A 26,393-nucleotide genomic window follows, 5' to 3' on the forward strand; every position below is an offset into this window, starting at 1 on the left:
GTGCTAGACTTAAGCGGCCTTTGCGCGCTTCTCAAGGGCCTTCCCAATGAGGGCGACGAAGGCGTCAGGTGTGGTGGCTTGCGCTACGTCTTCCGCACAAACGCTCACGCCCCAATTTTCCGCCATGGCCGCATAGCGCGGTTGGCGGGCTTCCAGCGCTCGTGCATAGGCCGAGCGAACGAAATCATCAGGATTAACTTCGTTCTCTTGTAGTTTGTTATCGCTTAAGTATTCGCTCCAAACCCTTTCGAGAAACTCTGGCTGATAATACATCGGCTTGGGGCTTTTATCGAAGCGAGAGATGAGCGCGTCGGTATGGGCTTCGTTACCTTGGATCCAGACCATAAGGGTGTTTTCGGCAAGGGATTTCAGTACGGGATCATTTTCGTCCCATGGATCAACGACTTCGCAAATTGAACCGCCGGTGTCGCAGACAAAATTGGGATAGCCATAGAGCGCTTCGGCACGGTTTATGAAATGCGGGGTGTCCAGCAGAGCGTTGATTTCGGCGGTACGGTGGAGGTCTTGGCGACGGCGGTATTCCTCGCAGGGAAGCCCGCCTAGATCAGGATTGCCCGGCTTGCCGAGGTAAGTAGAGAGCGGCGCGAGGTTGTTGAAAGTTATGTTCGAGCCGATATAGATGCTGTCGCTGCGCAGAAGTTCCGCGAGGAAAGGGTCCTTCATCGCGTGGAATTTGAAATTGTCGACGATGTGTTCACCCATGTAACGGGTGCCAATGCGATAATCGATTGAATAGTGAAACCACGCGCCAGTTGCCCGCAACATATTGGAGACATGCGTTTTTCCAAGGCCGGACATTCCAAAAAGGAGAACCTTTTTGTTCGGGGATGCAAGCCAGTCTTTTGCGGCGGGGATCATGATGCGGCCTCTGTACAGTTTGCCCTGTCCTAGCCAGCGGAATGGAGTGGGTCAATTGCCGTTAAAACCAAGGCAAAAGAAAAGGCCCTGCCGTTGCTGGCAGGGCCCAATTTGTTTGGTGTCGAAGCTTTAGTAGCTAAAGCCGATACGAACACCAGCGCCGATTGCCGAGTTGTCGTCGAACGTTGTTGTTCCGAAAGCGCCAAGATCAGTGTTGGCTTCACCAATTGCGGCGTATTGAATGCCGGCGGTGATTTTCATGTTGTCATGTGTATAGGATGCTGCAACGCCGACAGTTGTGTAGCCATTTGTCGGGCCGAGGTTACCAGTAAAGCCGGAGCTTTGTCCTTCGTATCCAATAGTGAGTGCACCAGACCATGCGTCAGTGAACTGACGACCAATACCGAGACGGTAGCTGACGGTATCTTCGTCGTAGGACACGAGCGAGTCGCCACCTGTCGCCATGGCATAGCCAGCAGGCGAGATGTCGAACTCAGACCAGTCAACCCAACGTACGACGCCAAAGAGGAGCGTGTCTGCTGCAATGCCTGTCTGAAACTCGAGGTTTACCGACTGTGGCATAGTCGTTTCAAATGGTAGGCTTGGTGCGCCATTTTCTTCGACGGAAAACTCGTGCGTGATTGCGGAGTTATAGGTCAGAGCCACGCGCAATGCGATATCTGGCCGTTCATACGCCACACCGGCGAGGTAGCCATAGTCAGCCTGACGATTGGTGCTCATGGTATAACCTTGCAAAGGAATATCAACTTTGCCCGATGCAGTTCCCACGCGCATACCACCATAGACACTTACGTTCTCGTTGGCTTGATAGCGAACAATTGCCGTAAGGTTGGTGATATCAACTTGAGCAGTTGTCCCTTGAAGCGGGTAGGCCGTACCATATGGGAACGGCAAATCCGTGCTTGTTGGGTAAGCGACATCCGCACCGTGAGGCTCGGATAGCTGGATACCAACATGCCACTGATCGTTCAGTTGCGTTTTGTAAGATAGGCTACCGGTGGTGTAGCTCTCGAGCATGTCACCGGATGTAACGGATGGATTTACATCAAGACTGCCGCTCACTGAGGGTTTCACATGGCCGAGAGCGATTTCGGCATAAGAACCCTTCTCGAACATGAACAGGACGCTTTGATCAGCGCGCTCAAGGCCACCGGCGTGTGCTGCGATGGTTGAGCTGGCGAGAATCGCGCCTGTGCTAAGTAGTTTATTCATCTTCCCTCCCAAAGGAATTCGCGTTTGTTGGTACAGGCTGGAAACAATCCTATAAATCGTCAACGTAAACGCCGCGTAAACTAAGTCAGCGTTTCGCAACTGTGTTACAAAAGACATGTAAAATAGGGTTACTGACCCGTATTCTCACGGGACTCGCGCAGCAGGTTGATATAATTTGCTGTGAATATGATAGCCGCACCGTAAAACACATAGATGTCGATTCCTTCGTCATAGAAGAGGAATCCGATCAATGCGATGAGTGGTAGGCGCGCGAAATCAATCGGCATAACCGTTGGAGCTGGGGCTATGGATAGCGCCCGTGTCAGACAAAAATGAGCCACCAATCCACATAAACCAACAAGGAAAATTGCCGGCACATAAGCCATACTTGGTATTGTGATGTGCCCATCATACCCTGCGCCGATCAAGCCAAAGACGGTTTGGGTTGCGGTGAGGTAAACCATAATACAGGTGATTGATTGGCTGCGGGTCAATTTGCGTGTGAGCACGTTTGTCATCGCAAAACATATCGCGGAGAGCGCCGCGGCAATGATCCCGACGTTGATGGTTTCAACCGTTGGGCGGGTCACAACCAGAATGCCAATAAAGCCGAAGCAAGCCGCAATTGCGCGCCCGCGTGTTAGCCGCTCACCTAGAAGCAGTGGAGAAAACAGAAGAACCCAGATCGGCGACGTGAATTCAATCGCAAAGACTTGGGCCAATGGGATGAGCGTAAGCGCCAAAAACCAGAGGTTCTGTCCGGTGAAATGAAACAGGTTGCGCAGGATTTGCAGGGGTAATTGTTCGGTATTGACCTCACGCAGGCTTCCAGTTGCCAACGCCACGGGAACCACAATCAACAGGCCAACGATCGAACGGTAGAGCATTAGTTCGAACGTGTCCAACTCGTTCAGAATCTCGCGCCCGGCAACAGCCATCGTCGAAAACGCAACAATTGCGCCGATCATCCAAAATGCCCCGCGAATTGCGGCGGGCTTAATGGTGGGGAGTGTTTGTTCTGACATGAGGCGAGATCCAAATAGAGCGAGAAACAGGTATCAGGAGAGAAACCCGTGTCAATTCAAATCCTGCGTTGCCATTGCTGATAAATCGGGATTCACGGGCGGCCATCGCATCCCACGGTGTATGCGAACTCAGTCACTTGACAGAGAAGACTTTGTTAATGCGTTTAAGTACCCAAAGAGGAGCGATAGAAACGCCCCCAAATGAACAACCATGATCGCCTTGTCTTTCCACATGACGCCAACTGAAAACCATAGGAAAATTCCTATGAAAAACAGATAGATGTTGTAGGGGACAAGGTTCAGACCCGTTAAGCCATAGCCGAACAATTGCACAACCGTGGCAATCCATTAAACAACATCGACCCGTTTGATATCCCTTAACGACAATTTTCTTGCCCCCATGGGGCCATGAGAAAAACGTAGGGAACTCTAGAGTTTTGCAGCAGCCCCTGAGTTATTCCCATTCGATTGTGCCGGGAGGCTTGGAGGTGATGTCATAAGTGACGCGGTTGATACCTTCGACCTCGTTGATGATACGCGTTGCGGTTTCGCCAAGGAACTCGTGGCTGAACGGGTAATAATCCGCGGTCATACCGTCTACCGAGGTCACCGCACGCAGCGCGCAGGCGTAGTCATAGGTGCGCCCATCGCCCATAACGCCAACGGTGCGCACAGGGAGGATTGCAACAAAGGCTTGCCAGATTTCGTCATAGAGGCCGTGCTTGCGGATTTGGTCAATATAGACCGCATCGGCTTCGCGGAGGATGTCGAGCTTGGCACGTGTGATTTCGCCGGGACAGCGGATTGCAAGGCCGGGGCCAGGGAAGGGGTGCCGACCAATGAAACTCTTGGGCAGGCCAAGCTCGGTTCCGAGCGCGCGCACTTCGTCTTTGAACAATTCGCGCAGTGGCTCAACCAACTTGAGGCCCATCTTTTCGGGCAAGCCACCCACGTTGTGGTGGCTTTTAATTGTCACCGAAGGGCCGCCGGAAAAGCTCACCGATTCAATGACATCAGGGTAAAGCGTGCCTTGGGCCAGATATTCAGCGCCATCAATCTTGTTGGCGTACTTCTGGAATACGTCGATGAACAGACCGCCGATGATTTTGCGTTTGGTTTCCGGATCTGCTTGGCCATCGAGCGCGCCGAGGAACAATTCCTGCTCGTCGGCGTGGATCAGCTTCATGTTGTAGTGATCGCGGAACATGGTCACGACCTCTTCGGCCTCACCTTTGCGCAGCAACCCGTGGTCAACAAACACACAGGTCAGTTGATCGCCAATCGCTTCGTGGATCAGAACCGCCGCAACAGAACTATCAACGCCGCCAGATAGGCCACAAATCACCTGCTTGTCGCCAACCTGCTTGCGGATGGCTTCGATCGCCTGTTCACGATAGGCACCCATGGTCCAATCGCCGGAGAAACCAGCGAGTTTGATGAAGTTTTCATAGAGCTTGGCGCCGTTCGGTGTGTGATGCACTTCGGGATGGAATTGCACAGCAAAGAAGTTGCGCTCCGTATCGGCCGTAATCGCAAAAGGCGCGTTTGGCGACGTGCCGTAAACCTCAAAACCCGGCGCGATGGCAGAAACGTGGTCGCCGTGGCTCATCCAGACCTGCTCCTTGCCGCCATCAAACCAGCCGTCGAGCAGAGGCAGTTTAGCATCCTCTGGTGTTACATAGGCACGACCAAATTCAGCGGTGCCGTGTCCGCGTTCAACCTTGCCGCCGAGCATATGCATCATCACCTGCTGGCCGTAGCAAATACCAAGCACCGGAACGCCGAGGCTGAAAACCTCTTTCGGCGGGCGTGGCGAGCCTTCGGTCATGACGCTGGCCGGTCCTCCTGAAAGGATCACCGCTTTGGGTGCAAATCCGATCAGAAACTCTGACGTAACATTCTGATACGGATGGATTTCGCAATAGACCGAGAGTTCACGAAGGCGACGGGCAATAAGCTGCGTCACTTGCGAACCAAAGTCGATGATAAGGAGGCGCTCGTGCGAGGAAATATCTGTCATGCGGCGGGAATAAAGTGCCGCGCCCTTTGGCGCAAGAGCGAGCTTCGATTTCAGTGCTCTTGGCGCTGTTTTAGGCGGTGAATGGCACGGAAATTTGCGCCCAGTTTTTGAAAATGTCGCTTTCGGTCGTAAAATGTCCATTTTGCGCCCTGAGTAGGTGGAAATGCGTGACTAGATGTAAGGGGTTAGGACAAGGAAGACGCCAATGTCAGAGAGAATCGCTCGCAAGCGCGGCGGAGGCGGCGCAGCGCGCCGTGCAGCGCGGCAGGCCGTGAGTTTTGAAACTGCACCAACAATCGTGCGGAACATTCCGAACTACGAACCGATTGATGCGGCGACTTTGGATATTATTGAGCGCAATGCGGAAACAGTCCTTGAGGAAATTGGTGTATCGTTTCCTGAAAACCCAGAAGCCCTAGAGATCTGGCGGAACGCGGGCGCGGAGATTGATGGGGATCGTGTTCGGATTCCACGAGGATTGGCGCGCGAATTGTGCAAAACCGCGCCGTCGCAATTTACGCATCACGCAAGAAATCCAGAACGAAGCGTTACCATTGGTGGCGATAATCTTGTACTTGCGCCGGTCTATGGGCCGCCGTTTGTACGCGATATTGAGGGTGGTCGGCGCTATGCCGTGATGGACGATTTCGAGAATTTTGTGCGCCTTGGATATATGTCCAAATACTTGCACCTCTCTGGCGGTACGGTCTGTGAACCAACCGATATTCCTGTAAATAAACGGCATCTTGATATGTTGCTCGCGCATATGACGCTGTCGGATAAACCTTTTATGGGGTCCGTGACAGAGCCAAGCCGCGCGCAAGACTCCGTCGAGATGTGCGAAATTCTGTTCGGCAAGGACTTTGTCCGCGATAACACGGTGTTGACTTCGCTCATCAACATTAACTCGCCGCTTACATTTGACTCGATCATGATGGGGGCGCTTGAAGTCTATGCAAAGGCAAATCAAGCGTGCATCATTTCGCCGTTCATCGTTGGCGGAGCAATGGCGCCCGTTTCGGTTGTTGGAACGCTGACGCAAGTCTTGGCCGAGGTTCTGGCTGGTGTAGCCTACTCTCAGTTAATTCGCCCTGGCGCTCCTGTGATTTTCGGAGCTTTCGTGGCGTCTATTGATATGAATTCCGGCGCCCCAACTTTCGGAACTCCCGAATCTTCACAAATCCTTTACGGGGCAGGGCAGTTGGCGCGCCGACTTAACCTTCCCTTTAGATCTGGTGGAGGGCTTTGCGGCTCAAAACTTCCCGACGCACAAGCGGGATACGAAACTGCAAACACGTTGAATGCGGCCCTGCTGGGCGGGGTGAATTTCATGTTACACGCCTGCGGTTGGCTTGAAGGCGGGTTGGTTGCGTCATTCGAAAAATTCGTCATGGATGCCGACCAGCTTGGTGCTTTGCACAAAATGGCCGCGGGTATATCGAACGACGAAAATGCCCAGGCCATGAGTGCAATCGAAGAGGTTGGCCCAGGTGGGCATTATCTCGGTTGTGCCCATACCCAAGCGAATTATCAGGACGCGTTTTGGCGCAGTGATGTGCTGGACTATAAGCCATTCGAAACATGGCAGGACGAGGGCGCGCGCGATACCGAAAACCTCGCAGCCGCCAAGGTGAAATCGCTTCTGGCCAGTTACCAACAACCGCCTCTTGATCCCGAAATCGAGAGTAAACTTCGATCCTATGTAGCTGCAAAGAAATCGAGTTTACCAGATTCCTTGACCTAACCCAGTCGGTATCAGGGTTATCCAACGACACGCAAATGCGAACGTGGGATTTCATCTGATTGCGTATAAAGCTGTGCTTCGCCCATGAGTGCAACAAGCACCTCGATATGGCGCATGACAGAATAGCTGGCTTCACCGGATTTGCGCTTGTTTTCGAGGGTGCGTTCTTCGTTGATTAAGGTGATTAGTGCTTGGCCCGAACTTGGGATTTGCTCCAAACGCAATAGCCGTTTGAGATCACGTGTTCGATTGTAGTCGCGCAACCCATGACGTGCGGCGCGAATGAGAATGCGTGGGCGATGCAGCATTTTCAGCATTGATTTGATGTCGTTCATAAAGCCTCCGGTGTTTCTTGGATGCTTTAATCAAACACAACCTATGCGTGTGTTGCGTGTAAATTGACTCGCCGTACGCGTGTTTACGGATTGTTTAGTAATTAAACCCAAGGATAGCGAAACTGGTATTTTTTAACCTTTGGGTAACCATGTGTATTTCGGTTTGCTCGCGTACTTCAATCCAAAACCACAACAAGGAGACTCTTCATGGGGGATGTTATGGATACCTGTTTGCATCAGGATCCGTTGCCACACTGGGTGCCGCAAACTGCCGAGCGGTACCTGCTTCATACAGAGACGGGGTTGTCTATTCGGGCCGTTGCAAGGGCGGTAGGGTGCCATGCATCAACGGTAATGCGGCAAATTCATAAATTTGAATCACGTCGCGATGACTTGCTCGTAGATCTTGGTTTGAAGCGCTTGGGCAAAAGTCATTTTCAGCCGCCGGAGGATATCGAAACGGCCAAAAAAATCGTTTTGCCAGCGCGCCCCGAAACACCAACGGAAGAGGATAAAGAGCTTGAACAAGAGGCGCGGCGAGTTCTTAAGCGCCTTTGTGAACCAGGTTCGCACTTACTTGTGGGGGAAGAAATGGAGCAGGCGGTTGTTCTGCGCGATTTGCCAAGTGGGCAATCCACGCGCACAGCAATATTGCACCGCAGTGTGGCTGAAGTTATGGCGCTAAATGACTGGATAGATTGTGTAAAATCCGGCAAAGTCACGCTCTATGAGATCACACCTCAAGGCCGTGCATTTCTGAAATGCGGCGGCGTGTCGCCGATGACGACATCTGTTGGTTTCGCCGAAAGCCAAGCCGCGTTTTCCTCTGCGCCGTCCAGTCGTGCGATCGAGGTCAACTTACGCAAAACAAACCTTGCGGAAACCCCATTAACGATGTTGTCCCGCCGCCGTGATCCGGATGGTAACCCGCTTTTGACGGACGAAATGATTGCAGCTGGCGAGCGGATTCGAGAGGATTTCGAACTCGCGCAGCTTGGGTATCAATGTGATGATATCTGGGAAAACTACATCTACGAAGGGACGTATGCGAACGACAACCCTATAATTCCCTTTGCCAATTCAAAACACAAAGAAGCACACGAGCGCGCGCGTGATGCGCTCAGAGAACTCGGACAAGACCTCGGTGACGTGGTCCTGCGCTGTGTTTGCAAGCTTGAGGGGCTTGAAGCGGCAGAAAAGGAAATGGGGTGGTGCGCCCGAAGTGGAAAAGTCATCCTACGGATCGCATTGTCGCGATTGGCTGCCTACTACAAGCACCGATATGGCGAGCACGGGCCGCTGATTGGTTAATGGCCATTCGGATGTCGGCCCGTAAATGGATGCTGGGTCTGCTTTACGCAAGAGGCTACGAACAACACATCTTGCAAGTGGGGCAGCGCTGATGCGCTTGAATTTGCTTAGATTGCCCTGCGTTTTTTCCGTCTTAAGAAGGATTGCTCGAAGCCCGAATCCACGACGGGCTTGGGGCTATGATGAATTTCCTCATATGCGCAGCGTTGAGTTTGCTGCATAGCTGCTCACCGCGACGATTCAAACGCTTCCCATTCCCGACAAAAAACCGTTATACACGGGCAAATTGTGAGGAGAAATCATGCGTGATCTCAAGATTCCGGCCCAGCGCCATCCAGAGAAAGCCAAGAACCCCGATAACGCTCAGCCTAAGAAACCAAGTTGGATTCGGGTAAAGGCGCCGGGCGGCAAAGGCTATGCCGAGACCCACAAGATCATGCGGGACAATGCGCTGACGACGGTTTGTGAAGAAGCGGGCTGTCCGAACGTTGGTGAATGCTGGTCGCAAGGCCATGCTACGATGATGATCATGGGTGAGGTCTGTACTCGGGCCTGTACGTTCTGCAATATTGCAACCGGTAAGCCGCCCGAAGACCTTGACCCGTTTGAGCCTGGTCGCGTTGCTGCTGCAGTCAAGAAGCTCGGATTGAACCACGTGGTGATCACCTCGGTTGATCGCGACGATGTTGAGGACGGCGGAGCAGAGCATTTTGCTCAGACGATTAGAGCCATTCGCCAGCAATCCCCGAATACGACTATCGAGATTTTGACGCCGGATTTTATACGATGCGATCCCAAGGTGCTTGAGATTGTCGTCGAAGCGCGGCCTGACGTTTTCAACCATAACCTCGAAACGGTTCCCGGCCTCTATCCAGAGGTGCGCCCAGGCGCGCGCTATTTCCACAGCCTGCGTCTTTTGCAGCGTGTGAAAGAGATGGACCCGACGATGTTTACGAAGTCCGGCATTATGGTTGGCCTTGGTGAAGACAAACAAGCGGTGATGCAAGTGATGGAAGACATGCGCGCTGCAGATATCGATTTCTTGACGATCGGGCAGTATCTTCAACCGACGCCCAAACACCACGCCGTTGATCGGTTTGTAACGCCTGAGGAGTTCAAGACCTATGAGAAGGCCGCCTATGGCAAAGGTTTCCTCATGGTTTCAGCGACGCCACTGACGCGAAGTTCATACCACGCTGGCGACGACTTCGCGCAATTGCGGGCAGCCCGCGAAGCAAAGTTCGCGACAAAAGCCTAACAAAATTTGAACTAACAAATTATGAAAGCGCTCCGACAATTGTTCGGAGCGCTTTTGATTTTGGGTAATCGGTTGAGTGATTGGCTACGATATCAGCTAGAAATGTTGCCCAAGCCCGGCACCATAGAAATAGTCTGTGTTTTCGACATTGCTGCCAATAAAGACGTTGAGCCATCCGTCGTTAAAAAACCGATACTTGCCATTTAGGCCATAGACCAATTCGCCGGAAAAGCCGTCGCTATACATTAGGTCAACGCCAATCGAGGCATTACGAACGATGTTATAATCGGCATAGGCCGTGATCGTATTTTCAAAGGGCGATTCCAGTCGGTCCCAACGAAGACCGGCGTTGAACTCTGTCGAATGTGCCTCGATACCGATGCGATAGAGGAATTGGTCATAGTCCTGAAGTGTAGTCCACTCAAGGCCGCCATATACAGCGAATTGATAACCCTGATCGCTTACTGGGAAATCGTGGCGAACAGCGAGATTCCAATCCCTTAGATCAAGGTCGTCCATTTGGTTGTAGGAAATGCCAACTTTTGTGTTGGAAAACTGCCCGTCCCAGCGGGCGCCTATCGGGCGATCACCGGAACTTGAAAACAAATAAGCGTTGGAAACCCAAGAGCGTGTTAATTGTCCAAGCTCAAAATCAAGCCATGTGCTGCCGAGGAAAAGGTGCGTGTCAAAATAGCCCTCGTCGGTTACCGGACGCGGCGCCCCGATCGAAAAGCGACCAAAGTCACCTGTATAACTCACTGCTGCATAAAACGCTTTAGGATCATCTCCGCCCGGGCCATCAAGGCCTTCTATTGCGAAATGTAAACCGATGGGGCCGAGATTAGATGAATGCTGATCTGGGCTAATCCCAAAATCAAGACGGCCAGAGAAGGTCGTTTCGCTGTCTCCAAAAACAGAAAACCGTTCAAGCCCCACGTCACCGCGGATATATATTCCGTTTGGCGCGCTGACTTCTGCGGCGACTTGAGTGGCCGCAACGCTGGCAACGAACGCACAAAACAAACTGCGCTTAGCCATAATTCTTCCTAACAAATGTATTCTTACTCGATACTCAACTACCAACTTCGATACTTGCAAAGCGGTCTTGTACCTATAGACCGCGAAACATTACCAAAACCTTGTTGCAGAACCGATACAGAGCTATTCGATGCGAATTTTGGGGTTTGGCTCGCGCTGCAAGCCCTCGGGAATGCCGACAAACCGCTCTAATCCAGCCAAGGCCAAACACAGGAGCACCACACCAAAAACGAGTATCACGCGCCGCGTGGAAGGCGGTCTGCGGCTCCAGCGCGACATGCGTAGTAAGTGGCGCGGATTAAGGCTCATTCTTCGGTAAAGCGCACCTTGCCAATATAGGGGAGGTTGCGGTTTCTTTGTGCAAAATCAATGCCGTACCCTACGACGAATTCGTCGGGAATTTCAAATCCGGTCCAGTCGGATTTGATGTCAACCTCACGGCGCGATGGCTTGTCGAGCAGGCAAATCGTCTTGAGCTTTGCAGGGTTTCGGGAGTTCAAAAGATGCGTCACATGGGTGAGGGTGTGGCCTGTGTCCACAATGTCCTCAACAACCAGAACATCACGGCCTTCAATGGCACCGCGCAGGTCTTTCAGGATGCGCACTTCGCGGCTGCTTTCCGTACCGTCACCATAAGACGAAGCCTCGAGGAAATCGACTTCAACAGGCAGATCAAGTTCCCGCACGATATCCGCAATAAAGACAAATGAGCCGCGCAAAAGCCCAACGACAACAAGCTTGTCTGTCTTGGAAAATTCACGCTCGATCTCGCGAGACAGCTCTTCGATCCGTGCGGCGATAGACTTGGCGGTGATCATCTGATCGATGACATAAGGACGCGTTGGCATGGTTCTCCCCTTGCATTTAGGCGCGGAGTACACGAAATGGAGGGCCAATGCTATGAATAATTGAGATAGTTTAACCCGATATGCCCACGCACCAAGAGACCCGCACACTTCCTTATACGGCAGAGCAGATCTATGACCTCGTTGCGGATGTCGGGGCTTATCCCCAGTTTTTGCCATGGTGCGCAGGGGCGCGAATTCGGTCTGTGACTCCAATTGAGGGCGGAGACGAAATGCTGGCTGATCTGGTGATCAGTTTCAAAGTTTTCCGTGAACGCTTCGGCAGCCGCGTGCGTCTTTATCCGGAGCGGCGGTTGATCGAGACCGAATACCTTGATGGTCCGTTCAAATACCTCAAGAGCCATTGGAAAATGCGAGACCTCGAAGAAGGGGGCTGCGAGGTTTCGTTCTTTGTGGATTTCGAGTTCAAAAGCAAAATCCTACAAAAGCTCATTGGCGTAGTGTTTAACGAAGCGATGATGATGATTGTGCGTGCTTTTGAATCGCGCGCCAAGAAGCTCTACGGATGAGCCCGACTTACCCGAACGGCCGTGAGGGGCGCATCGTATGACCCCCATGGCCATACTTATCATCGCGGTGATCTTGTTTGTTTTGCTGGGCTATTACCGCGTTTTGATCCGGCTTGTTTTCAAGTTCGTCTGGCTCATCCTAACCGCAATCCTGTTGCTGGCTGTGGTCGGAATGTTCACCTCGGGTTGAGGGGGCGGTTTCCTGTCGGAGAATAGAAAAGGCCGCCCTGATTAGGAGCGGCCCTCATTTTGTAAGCAGTGATAAAACTACGAGTTAAATTCGTAGGCCCGCTCGCCATGAGCTTCGAGATCAAGCCCGTTGGTTTCGGCTTCGGCGCTCACCCGCATTGGCGTGATAAAGCCAACAGCTTTCGCAATGATAACCGTCACGACCAGCGTGAATATCCCGACAATCACAAGCCCGCCAAGTTGTGCAACCCAGTCGCCCTTGCCAAATGCCGCAATCATAATGGTGCCGAAGATGCCACCAACTCCGTGTACCGCGAACACATCCAGCGTGTCGTCGATCTTAAGAACATTGCGGATCAGGTTCACAGCTTCCTGACACAGGATGCCCGCAACCGCGCCGATAATCAGTGCCTCGATCGGTCCAACAAACCCCGAAGCAGGCGTGATCGAAGCAAGGCCAGCGATGGTGCCGGTAACAAGGCCAACAAGGCTCGCGGTGCCGTATTTGATCTTTTCCCAGAGTGCCCAAGTCAAGCTGGCGGCCGCCGCCGAAAGATGCGTGACTGTTATCGCCATCGCTGCGCCACCGTCTGCGGCAAGTTGCGAGCCGCCGTTAAAGCCGAACCAGCCAACCCAGAGCATCGCCGCGCCGATCATAACGAAGCCGGGCGAGTGGGGTGGTTTGTTCTGAACTTTGCGCGCCCCAAGCATGACGGCCAGCACAAGCGCCGCGATCCCAGCGGTTTCGTGCACGACGATACCGCCTGCGAAATCCATGACGCCTGTGCCGAAGATGCCGCCTTCAGAGAGAAAGCCGCCGCCCCAGATCCAATGCACAACTGGCGCATAGCACAGCAGCATCCAGAGGCCGGAGAAAGTCAGCACATATGCAAAGCCGATCCGCTCGACATACGCCCCAACGATCAGCGCAGGCGTGATAATCGCAAATGTCATTTGAAATGCGAAAAAGAGGACCTCCGGAAGGGTTCCGGAGGTGCTTTCGGTTGTGACCCCTGAGAGGAAGGCTTTGCCCAAGCCGCCCCAATACGCACCGCCGTCACCGAAGGCGATGGAATAGCCAACAACAAGCCAAAGCACGCTCATCAAGCACGCAATGGCGTAACAGTGCATGAAAACGCTCAGCACGTTGCGCGCGCGCACAAGCCCCCCGTAAAAAAGCGCCAGCCCCGGTAATGTCATAAACAACACCAAGGCCGTGGCCATCATTATCCAAGCTGTATCTGCCCCGTTCATCGTCCCCTCCGATAGGTTTTTTCCGTGATAGAGGCATGAAGCGTCCAATCAGTGATGTGAAAAGAGGCAAAAGGTGTGATGGGTGTGTAAAAAACGGGCAGTTACGCGATTGCCGCAATAATAGGCAATTCGCAGCGTGTTTGATGAATTGTTGTGCGAGTTAGGAAATGGCGTTGAGGAGAAGCGTAAGCGCATGATCGCGCGCCGCGATACGGACATTGCCGCGCCCCATGGCACCAAACTCCACGGTTTCAGTTTTGGTCGGGTGGCCCGCTTGCGCCAAACCGAAACAAACGCGCCCCTCGGGTTTGTGCTCACTTCCGCCCGGACCTGCTATGCCTGTGATTGAAACCGCAAGCGTGGCGTTGGAGTTTGCAAGTGCGCCATCGGCCATCTCTTGGGCGACTTCTTCGGAAACTGCGCCAACGCGGTCGAGCGTTGCGCCCTTCACGCCAAGAAGCGCTTGTTTTGCGTCATTGGTATAGGTGACAAACCCGCGATCAAATATCGCCGAGCTTCCAGCCACATCTGTGATCGCCGCGCTGACCATACCGCCCGTGCAGCTTTCTGCCGTGGCAATCGCCACTTTGGCACGAAGGCTGAAGGTTAAGAGGCGCTCTGCAAGGCTCATACCCATACGATATGGTAAATCACCCCAAATGCAACAACGGTAAGAGCAGCGAACACGCCTGCGATCACATCATCAAGCATCACACCAACAGCATCGTTGCGGCGGTCCGCCCATCCCACGGGGCCGGGTTTGGTGATGTCAAATGCGCGAAACGCAAGAAACGCCACTATAATGCCGGGGTAAAGCGCGAGCATCGTAGTTTCGGCAAACCCAGCCCCAAAAGACACGGGCCAAAGCGCGATCCACATGCCCGCAACCTCATCAATTACGATCTCGCCTGGGTCATGATCCGCTTTGCCAGCAGTTTCCTGTTTGGTCGCCCAAATGCCAACAAAGATCACCGCAATGGTCGCGACAGCCAGCACAGGAAAGCCACCGATCAGGTGTAGAATATAAGCGGCGGGTAGGGCTGCGAGGCTGCCCCATGTGCCAGGGGCGGGCTTGAGAAGCCCGGCGCCAAAGAACGTTGCGATCAGTTTCGTTGCGGTCATGATTTCACCAATGTCGCCGTAGCAAGCGCGGCGATCCCTTCTTCGCGGCCAGTAAAGCCGAGGCGTTCGGAGGTTGTTGCTTTCACGCTGATGCGCTCAATGTCCAACCCCATGATTTCGCAAAGTTTTACGCGCATTTCTGTGGCGCGTGGGCCGATCTTCGGTTGTTCGCAAATCAGCGTACAATCGACATTGCCAATGGCAAAGCCGCTGTCTTGTGCCAGCTCAACGGCGTGCTTAAGGAAAATGTCACTTGCTGCACCTTTCCACTGCGCCTCGCTCGGCGGGAAGTGCTGCCCGATGTCGCCCTGACCAAGCGCGCCATAGATGGCATCAGTGATCGCATGCATTCCCACATCGGCATCGGAATGGCCTTGCAACCCGCGACCAAACGGAATTTCAACACCACAGAGGATCACATGGTCGCCCTCACCAAATCGATGCACGTCAAATCCGTTGCCAAGCCGAATGTCCATTGATCTTTGTTCTCTTTCTTTAAGTATGCGTTCCGCGTGGGCGAAATCCTGCGGGTAAGTAAGCTTGATGTTGTCCTCATCCCCTTGGGTGATGGTGACGTCAATTCCATGGCCAAGTGCCAGCTCTACATCGTCTGCGGCCTCGTGTGTGCCGTTTTCATGCGCTGCGCGGATAGGGTCGAGTGCAAATCCCTGTGGTGTCTGGGCGCGATAAAGCCCGTCGCGCGATTGCATGCCAGTCACCTGTGCGTCTTCTCCGCACCAAAGTGCATCGGTGACAGCAAGGGCAGGGGCAGCAGCATCTGCATCGGCTAGAGCCTCAATAACCCCGTCGATCACGGCACGGCTGGTCAAACAGCGCGCGCCGTCATGTATCAGCACATGCGTTGTGCCCGATGGAAGAGCGGCAAGCCCAAGCGCAACAGAGGCTGCGCGGCTCTCGCCACCGATTGTAAAGCCGATATTCTCTATATCCTTAAGGCAATCCCGCGTGGTTTCTTCGGTGTCCGCGGCATGTACAACCGTGACCGATGCCACATCCGGATGCTTTGCAAAAATCTCAACCGTGTGGCGCAGAACAGGGCGTCCCGCCAGCAAGCGGAATTGCTTTGGCAATCCGCCACCCATCCTGCTCCCGCTTCCAGCGGCGACGATGAGCGCGGCCACTTTCATCTGGTCCGGTGTTCCGGTTGGAATTTGTGCGTTCGTCATGGGGTATCTCTAGGCAAATCACGAATTGATAACAACGACAGATTGTGCGTCATGGGTGCGTGATTAAAAAATAGGCATTGCGTGTTTTTGTTGCATTTTACCAATCGGTAGAATTGCCAATTGTGTTTTAGGGCGGTAGCAAAGAGCAAATGCACAAGGATTAAGCGTTTGACCGTAAAACTCGCAGAATTGGATTTGACCCCACCGGTGTTCCTCGCACCGCTGGCGGGTATTACCGATCTGCCATTCCGGAATCTCGTGTCAAAATTCGGAGCGGGCCTCGTTGTAAGCGAGATGGTCGCCAGTCAGGAAATGGTGCAAGCCAAACCGGGTGTCCGCGAACGCGCTGAGCTTGGGTTTGACAGCGCCAACACCTCGGTGCAAATCGCGGGGCGGGATGCCTATTGGATGGGCGAGGCCGCACGCATGGTCGAAAGCAACGGTGCGCGTCTGATTGATATCAATATGGGCTGCCCTGCCAAGAAGGTCGTAAACGGCTATTCCGGATCGGCACTGCTTAAGGATCTGGACCATGCGCTCACATTGATCGAGGCCGTCGTCGCGGCTGTTAAAATTCCGGTTACACTCAAGACGCGCCTTGGATGGGACGACGACCTGCTCAATGCACCGGAACTTGCCAAACGGGCGGAAGCTGCTGGTATCCAGATGATTACGATCCACGGCCGAACACGTTGCCAGTTTTACAAAGGTCGCGCCGATTGGGTCGCGATCAATAGGGTGAAAGAGGCGGTTGCCATTCCAGTGATTGCGAATGGCGATGTCCTTGGCCCCGAAACCGCGCGCACTGCCCTCGAGAAATCCGGCGCAGATGGTGTGATGATCGGGCGCGGCGCGCAGGGGCAACCATGGGTGCTGGCACAAGTATCAGCCGCTCTCTATGGAACGGATGAACCCGAGGTGCCAAAGGGCGCGGATTTTGCCGATATGGTCGCCGCCCATTACGAAGAGATGCTCTCGTTTTATGGGGAAACGCTTGGCGGTCGTGTCGCGCGCAAACATTTGGGGTGGTACATGGATCGCGTCCAAACACCGCCTGACCTTCGAAAATCCATACTGACTGAACGCGCGCCCGCCGCCGTTCTGACGCGCCTGCCAGAGGCGCTCCTACCGCATGACAGGATCGCAGCATGACGGAAACCAACATCGACTTTTGGGCATCCTTGCCCATTCCAGCCTTCATTCTCGACGCAGACGATCACATCGAGGATTGTAACCCAGTGGCCGAGAGTTTTCTCAATACATCGGCCAAAACGCTTCACGGCGCACCTGTTTGGGACAAAGTCATGATTGACGCGCCGCTTGAAAGCTCGTTTGAGCGCGTGCGCAAAGATCGGTCCGCACTGTTTATCAATGACGTGGACGTCGGCGGCGGCGACCGCCCACCGGTTCTCTGTAACATTCAAATCGCGCCACTTTCTCTTGTTGGCGGCGAGAGTTCGGCCAAGGTTCTGCTCCTGATTTCTCCGCGCGAGATTGCAGGGCGCTTAGGGCGCAGCCACTCGGTAAAGTCAGCAGCCAAATCTGCGATCGGCATGGCCGAAATGCTGGCGCATGAAATCAAGAACCCGCTTGCTGGCATCACGGGGGCTGCGCAACTCTTGTCGATGAACCTCAGTGTGGAAGATCAGGAAATGACTGATCTGATCGTTGCTGAAACACGCCGCATCGTGAAACTGCTGGAGCAGGTGGAGCAATTCGGCAATGTGCTCATGCCGCAGTGTAAGGCCGTGAATATCCACGATGTTCTGGATCGCGCCCGCCGTTCGGCCATGGTCGGTTTTGGTGCGCATATGGATATCGTTGAGGATTACGATCCCTCGCTCCCCGCAACGTGGGGGGATGCGGACCAGCTTCAGCAGGTGTTCTTAAACCTGCTCAAGAATGCGTCCGAAGCCAACAAAGCGGGCGGAAAAATCCGCATTCATACATTCTATGAAAACTCGATGCGCCTGCGCCGTGCCGATGGCTCTGGTTCCGTGCCGCTTCAAATCGAAATCATGGATGATGGTCCGGGTTTGCCGGCCGAAATCGCAAGCGATGTGTTCGAGCCCTTTGTATCGGGCCGCGAAAACGGAACCGGCCTCGGCCTCGCGCTTGTGAGCAAAATCATATCCGAGCATCAGGGATGGATCGCCGTTGACTCGGCGCCAGGCAGAACCGTGTTCCGCCTCTCCTTGCCTGTTGCCCCGAAATTTGAACAAACCGAAGTGGAGACCGCCTGATGGATGGGACAGTTCTAGTCGCAGATGATGATCGTACAATTCGTACCGTCCTGACCCAAGCTTTGACCCGAGCGGGCTGTAAGGTCCATGCCACGTCTTCTTTGATGACGTTGATGCGTTGGGTCGAGGAAGGGAAGGGCGATCTCGTGATTTCCGACGTCATGATGCCCGACGGAAACGGCCTCGAAGCGCTGCCGAAAATTGGCGAGCTCCGTCCCGGTTTGCCTGTGATTGTGATTTCGGCGCAAAACACCATCATGACCGCTATTCAGGCCGCTGAGGCCGAGGCCTATGATTACCTTCCCAAGCCGTTCGATCTTCCTGATCTGATGAAGCGAGCGGCCCGCGGCCTTGAGATTAAACGCCGTGCGCGCAACGCCAAACGAGACGACGACACCCAGCAAGAGGGCGCTTCCGACGATCTGCCGTTGGTTGGCCGCACGCCTCAAATGCAGGCGCTTTATAGGCTGGTTGCGCGGGTGATGAACACCGATCTCTCTGTGATGATCTCTGGCGAAAGCGGTACTGGCAAGTCATTGATTGCGCGGGCAATCCACGATTTCTCCGACCGCAGAACGCTGCCCTTTGTTGTGGTAAGTGCGAATGATCTCAAAGGGATGGACGGCCCAGCTACAGTAGTTTCCCGCGCAAAGGGTGGCTCGATCCTGTTTGATGAAGTTGGTGATTTGGATGCGGATTCTCAAGCACGGGTTGTTCGAATGCTCGACAGTTTCGGCGACAATGCCCCGCGCATCATGGCTACCAGCCAAACCAACTTAAGCCAGAAAATGGAAAGCGGCGAAATTCGACAAGATCTCTATTATCGCCTCTGTGGCGTGACAGTGACTGTACCTGCGCTGCGCGAGCGGGTGGATGACATTCCGTTGCTGGCAAACCATTTCTTAGCGAAAGCAGAACGCGAAGGTGCGCCGGTCCGTCGTCTTGGGCAGGATGCGATGGAGATGATCCGCGCCTATAGCTGGCCGGGCAACGTACGCCAGTTGGAAAACACGATCCGTCGTCTGGTCGTTACATCCGTTGAAGAAGAAATTACCGTCCCTGAGGTCGAGCTTGTCCTAGGCAACCAGCCCGCAATGGAGCCGACCAGCACAGGTGCCGAGGGCGAATTGCTGTCTGCATCGGTAGCAAAACACCTGCGCCGCTACTTTGATCTTCACGGCGGTGTCTTGCCGCCACCCGGCGTTTATCAGCGGATTCTGCGCGAAATCGAGACACCATTGATCGAAATCGCCTTGGATGCGACAGGTGGAAATCAGGCTAAGTGCGCGGACTTGCTTGGAATTAACCGAAACACCCTCAGAAAGAAGATCACAGACCTCGAAATTAGCGTGACACGCCGCCGCAAATTGATGTAAAAGAGCAACATACCCGTGACAATAAGGCTGCGGCCATAGAAAAGCAGTGGGTATGTTGTGGTGGCCACACATGGGGCCACATCATCTTTGGAGGGCACAGTGCCAATTTTGGGACAAAGTGCGACGATAAACAGGCTTAGTCGGCTGCGCCGACAACGAAAATTTCAGAATATCGCAACTCTGGGATTGGTCGTTCTTGGCCCGATATTGGCAGCGGCGACATTTGTTGTGCTTGGCCCCTATGAGGTGGCCGCTGGCCCAACTGCGCTTCGCCTGATTCTCTTGGCCGATTTGGTCTATGCGCTGCTTGTGGCTTCGCTCGTGTTGCAACGGGTGGTGCAGATGATCGCCGCAAGGCGGGCGAAATCTGCTGGGTCGCGGCTTCACTTGCGTTTGACCGGCGTTTTCGCGGTTGTGGCGCTCTTGCCGACTATTCTGGTTGCTGTTTTCGCGATGCTAACGGTGAATGTCGGGATCGAGGGCTGGTTTTCCGAGCGTGTGCGGGAAGTGGTTTCATCTTCGCTCGATGCTGCACAAGCCTATGAGGCGGAGCATCATCGTTTTCTCGTAACCGATGCCGAAGCTCTCGCAGACCGTATCAACCTCAACGCGTTGGGCAGCGTGCGCACGCCTGATGGTGATCTGCGCGAATTCCTGAATGACGCCCAGCAAGAGGTGAATCGCAACTTCCGCGAAGCTTTTGTAATTGACGGAGCCGGTGAAATCCGCGCTCGTGGCGTACGGTCATATCTATTTGATTACGAACGCCCAAGTGACGACGATCTTGCCCGCGCCGATGCTGGGGAAACCGTAGTCATCCGCGATTGGAACAACAACGAATTCCGCGCCTTGGTTTCATTGTCGGGCTTGCTTGACCGTTATTTATACGTGTCCCGCGATGTCGATGGAGAGATTTTGAACCTGCTGGACGAGACACAAGAAACCGTGTCGCTGTATCAGCAGCTTGAAAAAGACCGTGGCAAAATTCTCTTTGAATTCGGTCTCTTATACCTCGGTTTTGCAGTTATTCTGATCTTGGCGGCGATCTGGCTTGGCCTGTGGTTTGCCGAGCGCCTGTCGCGACCGGTGGGCCGACTGACCAGCGCGGCACAGCGCGTCGGTTCGGGCGACATGTCTGTTCAGGTTCTTGAAGAGCGTGGCGACGATGAAATCGCAATGCTCGGCCGTTACTTTAACCAAATGATGCGCCAACTGCGTGATCAGCGCGAAGCCTTGCTTGATAATACACGCCAGATTGAGGCGCGCCGTCGTCAGTTTGACTCGGTGCTGAACTCCGTTACTTCAGGCGTTGTCGGGCTTGACGCCGAGGGGCGCGTCGACTTTGTGAACCGCTCCGCACGGCGTCTGCTGGCTTTGTCGAGTAATGCTGGCGATGAACAGATTGCCGTAGCCGTTCCCGAGTTTGGCGCGTTTTTTGAACGCACGCGTAAATCCCGCGCCGAAATTGCGCAGGAAGAGGTTCGCGTAACGCGCGACGGGAAGCTAGAGAACCTGTTGGTGCGGATTTCACCACGGCGGAACAGCGAAGGCGGGCTAGAGGGCTATGTGATTGCCTTTGACGACGTGACCGACCTTGTAACCGCGCAACGTATGGCAGCTTGGGGTGATGTTGCGCGGCGGATTGCCCATGAAATCAAGAACCCGCTAACGCCCATCCAGCTTTCTGCCGAGCGGATCAAACGCAAATTCTCGCCCCGGCTTGAGGAAGCAGACGCCGAAACACTCGCTCAGATGACCGAAGTGATCGTGCGCAAGACCGATGATCTACGCCGCATTGTAGACGAGTTCTCGAAATTCGCGCGGATGCCAGAGCCAGAATTGCGCGAGCATGATCTGAATGAATTGCTGCGAGACGCCGTTGTTTTGCAAACTGGCGCATTGGGCGAAGTTACGCTTTCCGCAGAAGTGCCGGATGGCCCGTGTATGTCTGATGTCGACGCGACAATGATCGCCCAAGCGCTGACAAATATTATTAAGAACGCTGGGGAAGGTGTTGAAACTCATATGGAAAAAGGCGTACCAGAAGGCTTTGATCCACAGGTTCGGATAGAGGTTGAAACCAATGAGTCCGAATGGACGGTGCGTATTTCCGATAACGGCATTGGCTTCCCAGCCGACAGGACGCGGCTCTTTGAGCCCTATGTCACCACCCGCGATAAGGGGACAGGCCTTGGCTTACCCATCGTGAAGAAAATCGTTGAGGAGCACGGCGGTACGCTGGCGCTGCTTGATGCAGAGAAATTTGGCAATACCGAGCGTGCAGGCGCTTGTGTGGCGATCACTCTCCCGTGGTCTGCTGCGACAACAGGAAGAGAGGTAGGACAATGAGCGACATTCTAATCGTTGATGACGAAAGAGATATCCGCGAGTTGATTTCGGATATCCTTAAAGATGAAGGGTTTACGACCCGTCTTGCAAGTAACTCCGACGAGTGCATGGAGCAGATCAACGCAGAGCCTCCGGGCCTGATGATCCTGGATATCTGGCTAAAGGACAGCCGGATGGACGGTATTGATATCCTCAAGGCAACGAAGCGCGACAATCCCGATATTCCGATTGTGATTATCTCTGGGCACGGCAACATCGAGATTGCGGTTGCCGCGATCAAACAGGGTGCTTACGACTTTATTGAAAAGCCGTTCAATATTGATCAGTTGATGGTTGTTATCACCCGCGCGATGGAGACATCGCGTCTGCGGCGCGAGAACAACGAGTTGCGGCGTCGTGATGTTTCAAGCGCCGAGATGCTTGGTTCAAGTTCTGCGTTTAAAGCGCTGAAATCTAACCTTGAAAAGGTAACCAAGTCTAACGGACGCGTGATGCTGACTGGTCCGGGGGGTGCAGGCAAAGAGATCGCCGCGCGGTTCATTCATGCCAACAGCGACCGCGCCAATGCGCCGTTCATCGTTGTGAATTCTGCTTCGATTGAGCCTGAACGGATGGAAGAAGTTCTTTTCGGTCGGGAAACCGCAGAGCGCGGCGTTGAGCCGGGATTGTTGGAGCAGGCCCACGGCGGCGTAATCTATTTTGACGAAGTCGCGGATATGCCTCTTGGAACCCAATCCAAGATTTTGCGCGTGTTGGTCGATCAGCAATTTCAGCGCGTTGGCGGCAGTGACAATGTGCGCGTAGACATTCGCGTTATTTCGAGTTCAAACAGGGACTTGCAAGCTGAAATTGATATCGGGAATTTCCGTCAGGAGCTGTATCATCGCCTGAATGTTGTTCCGATCACGGTTCCATCTCTTGAAGATCGTCGCGAGGATATTCCTGAACTTGCCGAAGCCTTTATCGCGAAATTTAACCGCGATCAGGGTTTGCCACTGCGCGAACTTACGGGCGAAGCCAAGGCACTGCTACAGACAATGCCGTGGCCCGGCAACGTGCGCCAACTCAAGAATGTGGTTGAACGCATCTTGATCCTTGGCAACGACAACGGCCCGATCGACGCCAGTGAGCTTCCACAACAAAGTGAGCCTGAAGGCGATGGTGCAGGGGTGATCCTATCGGCTGGTCTTGCAACCTTGCCATTGCGCGAGGCGCGCGAGTTGTTCGAGCGGGAATACCTCATGACCCAAATCAATCGGTTTGGCGGCAACATCAGCCGCACCGCGACATTCGTTGGAATGGAACGCAGCGCTTTGCACCGCAAGCTTAAATCGCTTGGTATCGTGACCAGCAACAAGACTGGCGCGCGCGTTGCCCATGTGGATGAGGTCGCTGACGAGCAGGCGTAATCCGGAATTGGCGCGTGATACCGTGGGTTTGACGCCGCGCGGTTCATGCGCCATAGATTGGGCCGGATAATGCGGCACAGAAGGATCGTTTGATGAAGGTCATCATTTGCGGAGCTGGTCAGGTGGGCTGGCAGATTGCCCGTCATCTCTCTGGGGAGCGCAACGACGTTACTGTTGTTGATAACAATCCCGATCTCGTTCATCGCGCCACCGATACGCTCGAAGTACAAGGGATCGCCGGTTTTGCCAGCTATCCCGATATCCTCGAGCGGGCAGGGGCGCGGGACGCGGATATGATCATCGCCGCGACCCATTCCGACGAGGTGAATATGGTCACCTGTCAGGTGGCACACTCGGTCTTTGCGATTCCTCGGAAAATTGCCCGTTTGCGCAGCCAATCTTATCTGGATGCGATTTACTCTGATCTTTATCGGCGGGACCACATGCCGATCGACGTGGTGATTTCGCCCGAACGCGAGGTGGCCGAAGCTGCGTTGAGCCGTCTTGCTGCGCCATCGGCGTTTGATACCGAGAGCTTCCTTGATGGCGACAGCCAGCTTCTTGGCATTCAACTTGATGACGATTGTCCCGTTGTTCATACGCCATTGCGGCAATTGACCGATCTGTTTTCGACGCTCTCTGCGATTGTTGTTGGGGTTCGTCGCAAGGGCACCCTGTTTGCGCCCGAGGCCAATGACCAGCTTTTTGCCGGCGATCAGATCTATGTGTTCACCAATACCGAGGACGTTGCCCGAACGCTTGAGGTGTTTGGCAAGACACAGAAGAAGCAAGAACGCGTTGTGCTTGTGGGCGGCGGTAACGTTGGTCTTGCCGTTGCGCAGGCGCTTGAGAAGCGCGCAACCCGCATACGCGCAAAGGTGATTGAACGCTCGCGGGAGCGCGCCGAGATGGCCGCAGACGCGCTGGAGCGCACAATTGTTTTGAATGGTGATGGGCTCAGCCCCGAACTGTTGACCGAAGCGGGCATCAGCCGCTCTGACGCCATCCTGACTGTCACCGAAGACGACAAAACCAACCTGCTCGCCGCGCTGCGCGCCAAGGGAATGGGCTGCCCGATGTCGATCTGTTTGGTGAACGACCCAACACTACTGCCGTTGCTTGGGCCAATGGGCATTGACGCTTACATCAACCCACGGGCCACGACGGTGAGTTCGATTTTGCGCCATATCCGCCACGGGCGGGTGCGTGGAGTTTATTCGATCGGCGACGCTGAAGCCGAAGTCATCGAAGCGCAGGTTCTCTCAACGTCGCCTATCTCGGGCCAGCATATCCGCGACATCAACTTCCCTGAAGGCGTTTTGGTCGGGGCGGTCAAGAAGGGCGCGAAACTTATGCGGCCCTCTGGTGACCTACGGATTGAGGATGGTGACGTGATCGCGATGTTTGCAATGGCGGCCGATGTGCCCGAGGTCGAGCGCCTGTTGCAGGTCTCGATCGACTTTTTCTAGCCGCCATGTCGCGCCTGCTGCATCTCCCACTGTTTGTGATCCTGATGGGGATCGGCTCTGCTGCGATGCTGGTGCCTGGTTTCCACGCCGCTGCCACGCGCGATTTCGAAACGATGCGGGTGTTTGGCTATTCGGCCCTGTTGTTCTTTGCGCTCACAGGGCTTTTCGCGCTCGCAACTGCAAACTACAAAGCCAAAGACGCCGCACGTAGCCATCTTTTGTCATTGCTGGCCTGTTTTGCCGCGCTCCCTCTTTTGTTGGCGATTCCGCTGCACCAATCTGTGGGCGACACGACGTTCTTCAACGCCTATTTTGAAATGGTGTCATCCATCACAACCACAGGTGCGACGCTCTATGATCTGCCTGATCGTTTGCCAGAGTCGGTTCACCTTTGGCGCGCATTGGTCGCTTGGATGGGCGGCCTGTTTGTCTGGATTACGGCCGCTGCGATTCTCGCGCCGCTAAATATCGGCGGCTTTGAAGTGATGACGATCCAGCACGACAAGATTGGCACAAGTGCTTCGCAAATCACCGAGATTGCGGACGGCAGTACACGGTTGATGCGTTGGTCTCGTAAGCTGGTTCCGATCTATGTGGTTGTGACGGGGCTTCTCTGGGTTGGATTGACCCTCGCGGGCGACAGGGCGTTTGTTGCGTTGATCCATGCGATGTCCGCCATGTCCACAAGCGGCATCTCGGCAACCGGCGGGCTCAAAACATCCGAATCCGGTATGGTTGGAGAGATGTTGGTCTTTCTCGTGTTGCTCTTTGGGTTGTCGCGATTGGTATTCTCCGGTGAATGGCGTGATCGAACACCCAAAGCGCTCGCCAAAAATCCCGAAATCCGCATTGCTGTGTTCTTGATGGTCTGTGTGCCGTCACTGTTGTTTGTACGGCATTGGTACGGCGCGCTTGAGGTGGACTCGGTTGATGATTTTGAAACATCTCTCAAGGCCCTCTGGGGCGGTGTCTTTGCGACGATTTCATTTCTGACCACGACTGGTTTTGAGGGATCATCTTGGGATGAGGCGCGCGATTGGTCTGGGCTCAACACACCGGGGATGATCCTCATGGGGCTGGCCATTGTCGGCGGCGGCGTGGCGACGACTGCGGGGGGCGTAAAGCTCTTGCGGGTCTATGCACTCTATAAGAACGGACAGCGCGAACTCGAGAAGCTTGTACACCCCTCAAGCGTTGCTGGGGCGGGCGGCATGGCGCGGCATCTCCGCAGGCGCGGTGCTTATGTGGCGTGGATCTTCTTTATGCTGTTTGCCATTTCGATTGCGGTTGTCGCTGCGCTGCTGTCCCTTCTTGGGCACAGCTTTGAAGAGGCGATGGTTCTGACTGTTGCCGCACTTTCAACAACGGGGCCGCTGGCCGCAACAGCAACCGAAACACCGATTTCCTATGCAACGCTCTCGCCGCTTGCCAAAGGTGTACTGGCCGCCGCGATGGTGCTGGGGCGGCTTGAAACCCTTGCGTTTGTGGCCTTGTTCAATCCGGAAAGCTGGCGGAATTGATGCCTGACGTGGGCGTCACTACACGCCGATGTTATTGGACTTAAAAATTCTTTTGCT

Annotated in this window: 24 protein-coding genes; 12 read left to right on the forward strand and 12 right to left on the reverse strand. The window is 54.3% G+C overall.

Annotation, left to right across the window (positions count from 1 at the left end):
* Positions 1-9: 9 nt before the first annotated feature.
* From OU789_RS06400 to guaA, 5 genes are all read right to left on the reverse strand, one after another.
* Positions 10-882: an ATPase gene (locus tag OU789_RS06400; RefSeq protein WP_274654526.1), complete on the reverse strand. Its 873-nt coding sequence runs from the start codon at positions 880-882 to the stop codon at positions 10-12.
* 126 nt (positions 883-1,008) lie between these two features.
* Positions 1,009-2,112 carry a hypothetical protein gene (locus OU789_RS06405; RefSeq protein ID WP_274654244.1) on the reverse strand — a complete coding sequence of 368 codons (1,104 nt, stop codon included), beginning with the start codon at positions 2,110-2,112 and terminating at the stop codon, positions 1,009-1,011.
* A 128-nt stretch (positions 2,113-2,240) separates the two neighbouring features.
* A complete protein-coding gene (locus OU789_RS06410) occupies positions 2,241-3,137 on the reverse strand; it encodes a DMT family transporter (protein WP_274654246.1) in 897 nt (298 codons plus the stop codon).
* A gap of 129 nt (positions 3,138-3,266) precedes the next feature.
* Entirely contained in the window at positions 3,267-3,482 is a 216-nt protein-coding gene (locus tag OU789_RS16915) for a DUF6552 family protein (RefSeq protein WP_342453574.1), read from the reverse strand.
* A gap of 109 nt (positions 3,483-3,591) precedes the next feature.
* On the reverse strand, positions 3,592-5,148 hold the full coding sequence (gene guaA, locus OU789_RS06415; protein WP_274654528.1) for a glutamine-hydrolyzing GMP synthase: 1,557 nt from the start codon (positions 5,146-5,148) through the stop codon (positions 3,592-3,594).
* A gap of 214 nt (positions 5,149-5,362) precedes the next feature.
* On the opposite strand from guaA, the gene OU789_RS06420 reads away from it, so the two are divergent.
* Positions 5,363-6,901, forward strand: coding sequence for a trimethylamine methyltransferase family protein (locus OU789_RS06420; RefSeq protein WP_274654248.1), 1,539 nt, complete (start codon positions 5,363-5,365; stop codon positions 6,899-6,901).
* A 17-nt stretch (positions 6,902-6,918) separates the two neighbouring features.
* Here OU789_RS06420 and OU789_RS06425 read toward each other — a convergent pair whose 3' ends face one another.
* Positions 6,919-7,236, reverse strand: a complete 318-nt coding sequence (locus OU789_RS06425) for a DUF6477 family protein (RefSeq protein ID WP_274654250.1) — start codon at positions 7,234-7,236, stop codon at positions 6,919-6,921.
* 207 nt (positions 7,237-7,443) lie between these two features.
* On the opposite strand from OU789_RS06425, the gene OU789_RS06430 reads away from it, so the two are divergent.
* Positions 7,444-8,547, forward strand: coding sequence for a DUF6456 domain-containing protein (locus tag OU789_RS06430; RefSeq protein WP_274654252.1), 1,104 nt, complete (start codon positions 7,444-7,446; stop codon positions 8,545-8,547).
* A gap of 301 nt (positions 8,548-8,848) precedes the next feature.
* Positions 8,849-9,805, forward strand: coding sequence for a lipoyl synthase (gene lipA / locus OU789_RS06435; RefSeq protein WP_263953215.1), 957 nt, complete (start codon positions 8,849-8,851; stop codon positions 9,803-9,805).
* Positions 9,806-9,901: 96 nt separating this feature from the next.
* Here lipA and OU789_RS06440 read toward each other — a convergent pair whose 3' ends face one another.
* Complete coding sequence (locus OU789_RS06440) at positions 9,902-10,843, reverse strand: hypothetical protein (RefSeq protein WP_274654255.1); 942 nt, start codon at positions 10,841-10,843, stop codon at positions 9,902-9,904.
* A gap of 305 nt (positions 10,844-11,148) precedes the next feature.
* Complete coding sequence (gene hpt, locus OU789_RS06450; RefSeq protein ID WP_263953212.1) at positions 11,149-11,691, reverse strand: hypoxanthine phosphoribosyltransferase; 543 nt, start codon at positions 11,689-11,691, stop codon at positions 11,149-11,151.
* An 80-nt stretch (positions 11,692-11,771) separates the two neighbouring features.
* Between hpt and OU789_RS06455 the strand changes: the two genes are divergently transcribed.
* The gene (locus tag OU789_RS06455; protein ID WP_274654259.1) at positions 11,772-12,218 is read left to right on the forward strand and encodes a type II toxin-antitoxin system RatA family toxin; all 447 of its coding nucleotides are present in this window, start codon (positions 11,772-11,774) and stop codon (positions 12,216-12,218) included.
* Positions 12,219-12,255: 37 nt separating this feature from the next.
* Positions 12,256-12,408, forward strand: coding sequence for a hypothetical protein (locus OU789_RS06460; RefSeq protein WP_263953210.1), 153 nt, complete (start codon positions 12,256-12,258; stop codon positions 12,406-12,408).
* A 77-nt stretch (positions 12,409-12,485) separates the two neighbouring features.
* Here OU789_RS06460 and OU789_RS06465 read toward each other — a convergent pair whose 3' ends face one another.
* The 4 genes from OU789_RS06465 to OU789_RS06480 form a co-directional block, all read right to left on the reverse strand.
* Positions 12,486-13,661, reverse strand: coding sequence for an ammonium transporter (locus tag OU789_RS06465; RefSeq protein WP_274654261.1), 1,176 nt, complete (start codon positions 13,659-13,661; stop codon positions 12,486-12,488).
* A gap of 160 nt (positions 13,662-13,821) precedes the next feature.
* Entirely contained in the window at positions 13,822-14,292 is a 471-nt protein-coding gene (locus OU789_RS06470) for a CinA family protein (RefSeq protein WP_263953208.1), read from the reverse strand.
* Positions 14,289-14,783 carry a phosphatidylglycerophosphatase A family protein gene (locus tag OU789_RS06475; protein WP_263953207.1) on the reverse strand — a complete coding sequence of 165 codons (495 nt, stop codon included), beginning with the start codon at positions 14,781-14,783 and terminating at the stop codon, positions 14,289-14,291. Before OU789_RS06475 ends, OU789_RS06470 begins: the two co-directional genes overlap by 4 nt.
* Positions 14,780-15,931: a bifunctional 2-C-methyl-D-erythritol 4-phosphate cytidylyltransferase/2-C-methyl-D-erythritol 2,4-cyclodiphosphate synthase gene (locus OU789_RS06480; RefSeq protein WP_274654530.1), complete on the reverse strand. Its 1,152-nt coding sequence runs from the start codon at positions 15,929-15,931 to the stop codon at positions 14,780-14,782. Before OU789_RS06480 ends, OU789_RS06475 begins: the two co-directional genes overlap by 4 nt.
* Positions 15,932-16,138: 207 nt before the next feature.
* On the opposite strand from OU789_RS06480, the gene dusB reads away from it, so the two are divergent.
* The 7 genes from dusB to OU789_RS06515 all read left to right on the forward strand — a co-directional run bounded on the left by dusB (position 16,139) and on the right by OU789_RS06515 (position 26,336).
* Positions 16,139-17,122: a tRNA dihydrouridine synthase DusB gene (dusB, locus tag OU789_RS06485; protein WP_274654265.1), complete on the forward strand. Its 984-nt coding sequence runs from the start codon at positions 16,139-16,141 to the stop codon at positions 17,120-17,122.
* Positions 17,119-18,213, forward strand: a complete 1,095-nt coding sequence (locus OU789_RS06490) for a two-component system sensor histidine kinase NtrB (RefSeq protein WP_274654267.1) — start codon at positions 17,119-17,121, stop codon at positions 18,211-18,213. Before dusB ends, OU789_RS06490 begins: the two co-directional genes overlap by 4 nt.
* A complete protein-coding gene (locus OU789_RS06495) occupies positions 18,213-19,589 on the forward strand; it encodes a sigma-54 dependent transcriptional regulator (RefSeq protein WP_263953204.1) in 1,377 nt (458 codons plus the stop codon). Before OU789_RS06490 ends, OU789_RS06495 begins: the two co-directional genes overlap by 1 nt.
* Before the next feature lie 99 nt (positions 19,590-19,688).
* The gene (locus OU789_RS06500; RefSeq protein WP_274654270.1) at positions 19,689-21,938 is read left to right on the forward strand and encodes a sensor histidine kinase NtrY-like; all 2,250 of its coding nucleotides are present in this window, start codon (positions 19,689-19,691) and stop codon (positions 21,936-21,938) included.
* The gene (gene ntrX, locus OU789_RS06505) at positions 21,935-23,347 is read left to right on the forward strand and encodes a nitrogen assimilation response regulator NtrX (RefSeq protein ID WP_263953202.1); all 1,413 of its coding nucleotides are present in this window, start codon (positions 21,935-21,937) and stop codon (positions 23,345-23,347) included. Before OU789_RS06500 ends, ntrX begins: the two co-directional genes overlap by 4 nt.
* Positions 23,348-23,439: 92 nt before the next feature.
* Positions 23,440-24,816, forward strand: a complete 1,377-nt coding sequence (gene trkA / locus OU789_RS06510) for a Trk system potassium transporter TrkA (RefSeq protein WP_263953201.1) — start codon at positions 23,440-23,442, stop codon at positions 24,814-24,816.
* A 5-nt stretch (positions 24,817-24,821) separates the two neighbouring features.
* The gene (locus tag OU789_RS06515; protein ID WP_274654273.1) at positions 24,822-26,336 is read left to right on the forward strand and encodes a TrkH family potassium uptake protein; all 1,515 of its coding nucleotides are present in this window, start codon (positions 24,822-24,824) and stop codon (positions 26,334-26,336) included.
* Positions 26,337-26,393 lie beyond the last annotated feature (57 nt).

The organism is Halocynthiibacter sp. C4 (genome assembly GCF_028823805.1).
GTDB lineage: Bacteria > Pseudomonadota > Alphaproteobacteria > Rhodobacterales > Rhodobacteraceae > Falsihalocynthiibacter > Falsihalocynthiibacter halioticoli.

Excerpts from the sequence above, each read along its gene's own strand:
- OU789_RS06440 (WP_274654255.1), bottom strand. The coding sequence starts at position 10,843 with ATGGCTAAGCGCAGTTTGTTTTGTGCGTTCGTTGCCAGCGTTGCGGCC.
- OU789_RS06420 (WP_274654248.1), top strand. The coding sequence starts at position 5,363 with ATGTCAGAGAGAATCGCTCGCAAGCGCGGCGGAGGCGGCGCAGCGCGC.
- OU789_RS06470 (WP_263953208.1), bottom strand. The coding sequence starts at position 14,292 with ATGAGCCTTGCAGAGCGCCTCTTAACCTTCAGCCTTCGTGCCAAAGTG.
- hpt (WP_263953212.1), bottom strand. The coding sequence starts at position 11,691 with ATGCCAACGCGTCCTTATGTCATCGATCAGATGATCACCGCCAAGTCT.
- OU789_RS06425 (WP_274654250.1), bottom strand. The coding sequence starts at position 7,236 with ATGAACGACATCAAATCAATGCTGAAAATGCTGCATCGCCCACGCATT.
- trkA (WP_263953201.1), top strand. The coding sequence starts at position 23,440 with ATGAAGGTCATCATTTGCGGAGCTGGTCAGGTGGGCTGGCAGATTGCC.
- OU789_RS06515 (WP_274654273.1), top strand. The coding sequence starts at position 24,822 with ATGTCGCGCCTGCTGCATCTCCCACTGTTTGTGATCCTGATGGGGATC.
- OU789_RS06410 (WP_274654246.1), bottom strand. The coding sequence starts at position 3,137 with ATGTCAGAACAAACACTCCCCACCATTAAGCCCGCCGCAATTCGCGGG.
- OU789_RS06405 (WP_274654244.1), bottom strand. The coding sequence starts at position 2,112 with ATGAATAAACTACTTAGCACAGGCGCGATTCTCGCCAGCTCAACCATC.
- OU789_RS06480 (WP_274654530.1), bottom strand. The coding sequence starts at position 15,931 with ATGAAAGTGGCCGCGCTCATCGTCGCCGCTGGAAGCGGGAGCAGGATG.
- ntrX (WP_263953202.1), top strand. The coding sequence starts at position 21,935 with ATGAGCGACATTCTAATCGTTGATGACGAAAGAGATATCCGCGAGTTG.
- OU789_RS06475 (WP_263953207.1), bottom strand. The coding sequence starts at position 14,783 with ATGACCGCAACGAAACTGATCGCAACGTTCTTTGGCGCCGGGCTTCTC.
- OU789_RS06495 (WP_263953204.1), top strand. The coding sequence starts at position 18,213 with ATGGATGGGACAGTTCTAGTCGCAGATGATGATCGTACAATTCGTACC.
- OU789_RS06430 (WP_274654252.1), top strand. The coding sequence starts at position 7,444 with ATGGGGGATGTTATGGATACCTGTTTGCATCAGGATCCGTTGCCACAC.
- OU789_RS06460 (WP_263953210.1), top strand. The coding sequence starts at position 12,256 with ATGACCCCCATGGCCATACTTATCATCGCGGTGATCTTGTTTGTTTTG.
- OU789_RS06490 (WP_274654267.1), top strand. The coding sequence starts at position 17,119 with ATGACGGAAACCAACATCGACTTTTGGGCATCCTTGCCCATTCCAGCC.
- lipA (WP_263953215.1), top strand. The coding sequence starts at position 8,849 with ATGCGTGATCTCAAGATTCCGGCCCAGCGCCATCCAGAGAAAGCCAAG.
- OU789_RS06465 (WP_274654261.1), bottom strand. The coding sequence starts at position 13,661 with ATGAACGGGGCAGATACAGCTTGGATAATGATGGCCACGGCCTTGGTG.
- OU789_RS06455 (WP_274654259.1), top strand. The coding sequence starts at position 11,772 with ATGCCCACGCACCAAGAGACCCGCACACTTCCTTATACGGCAGAGCAG.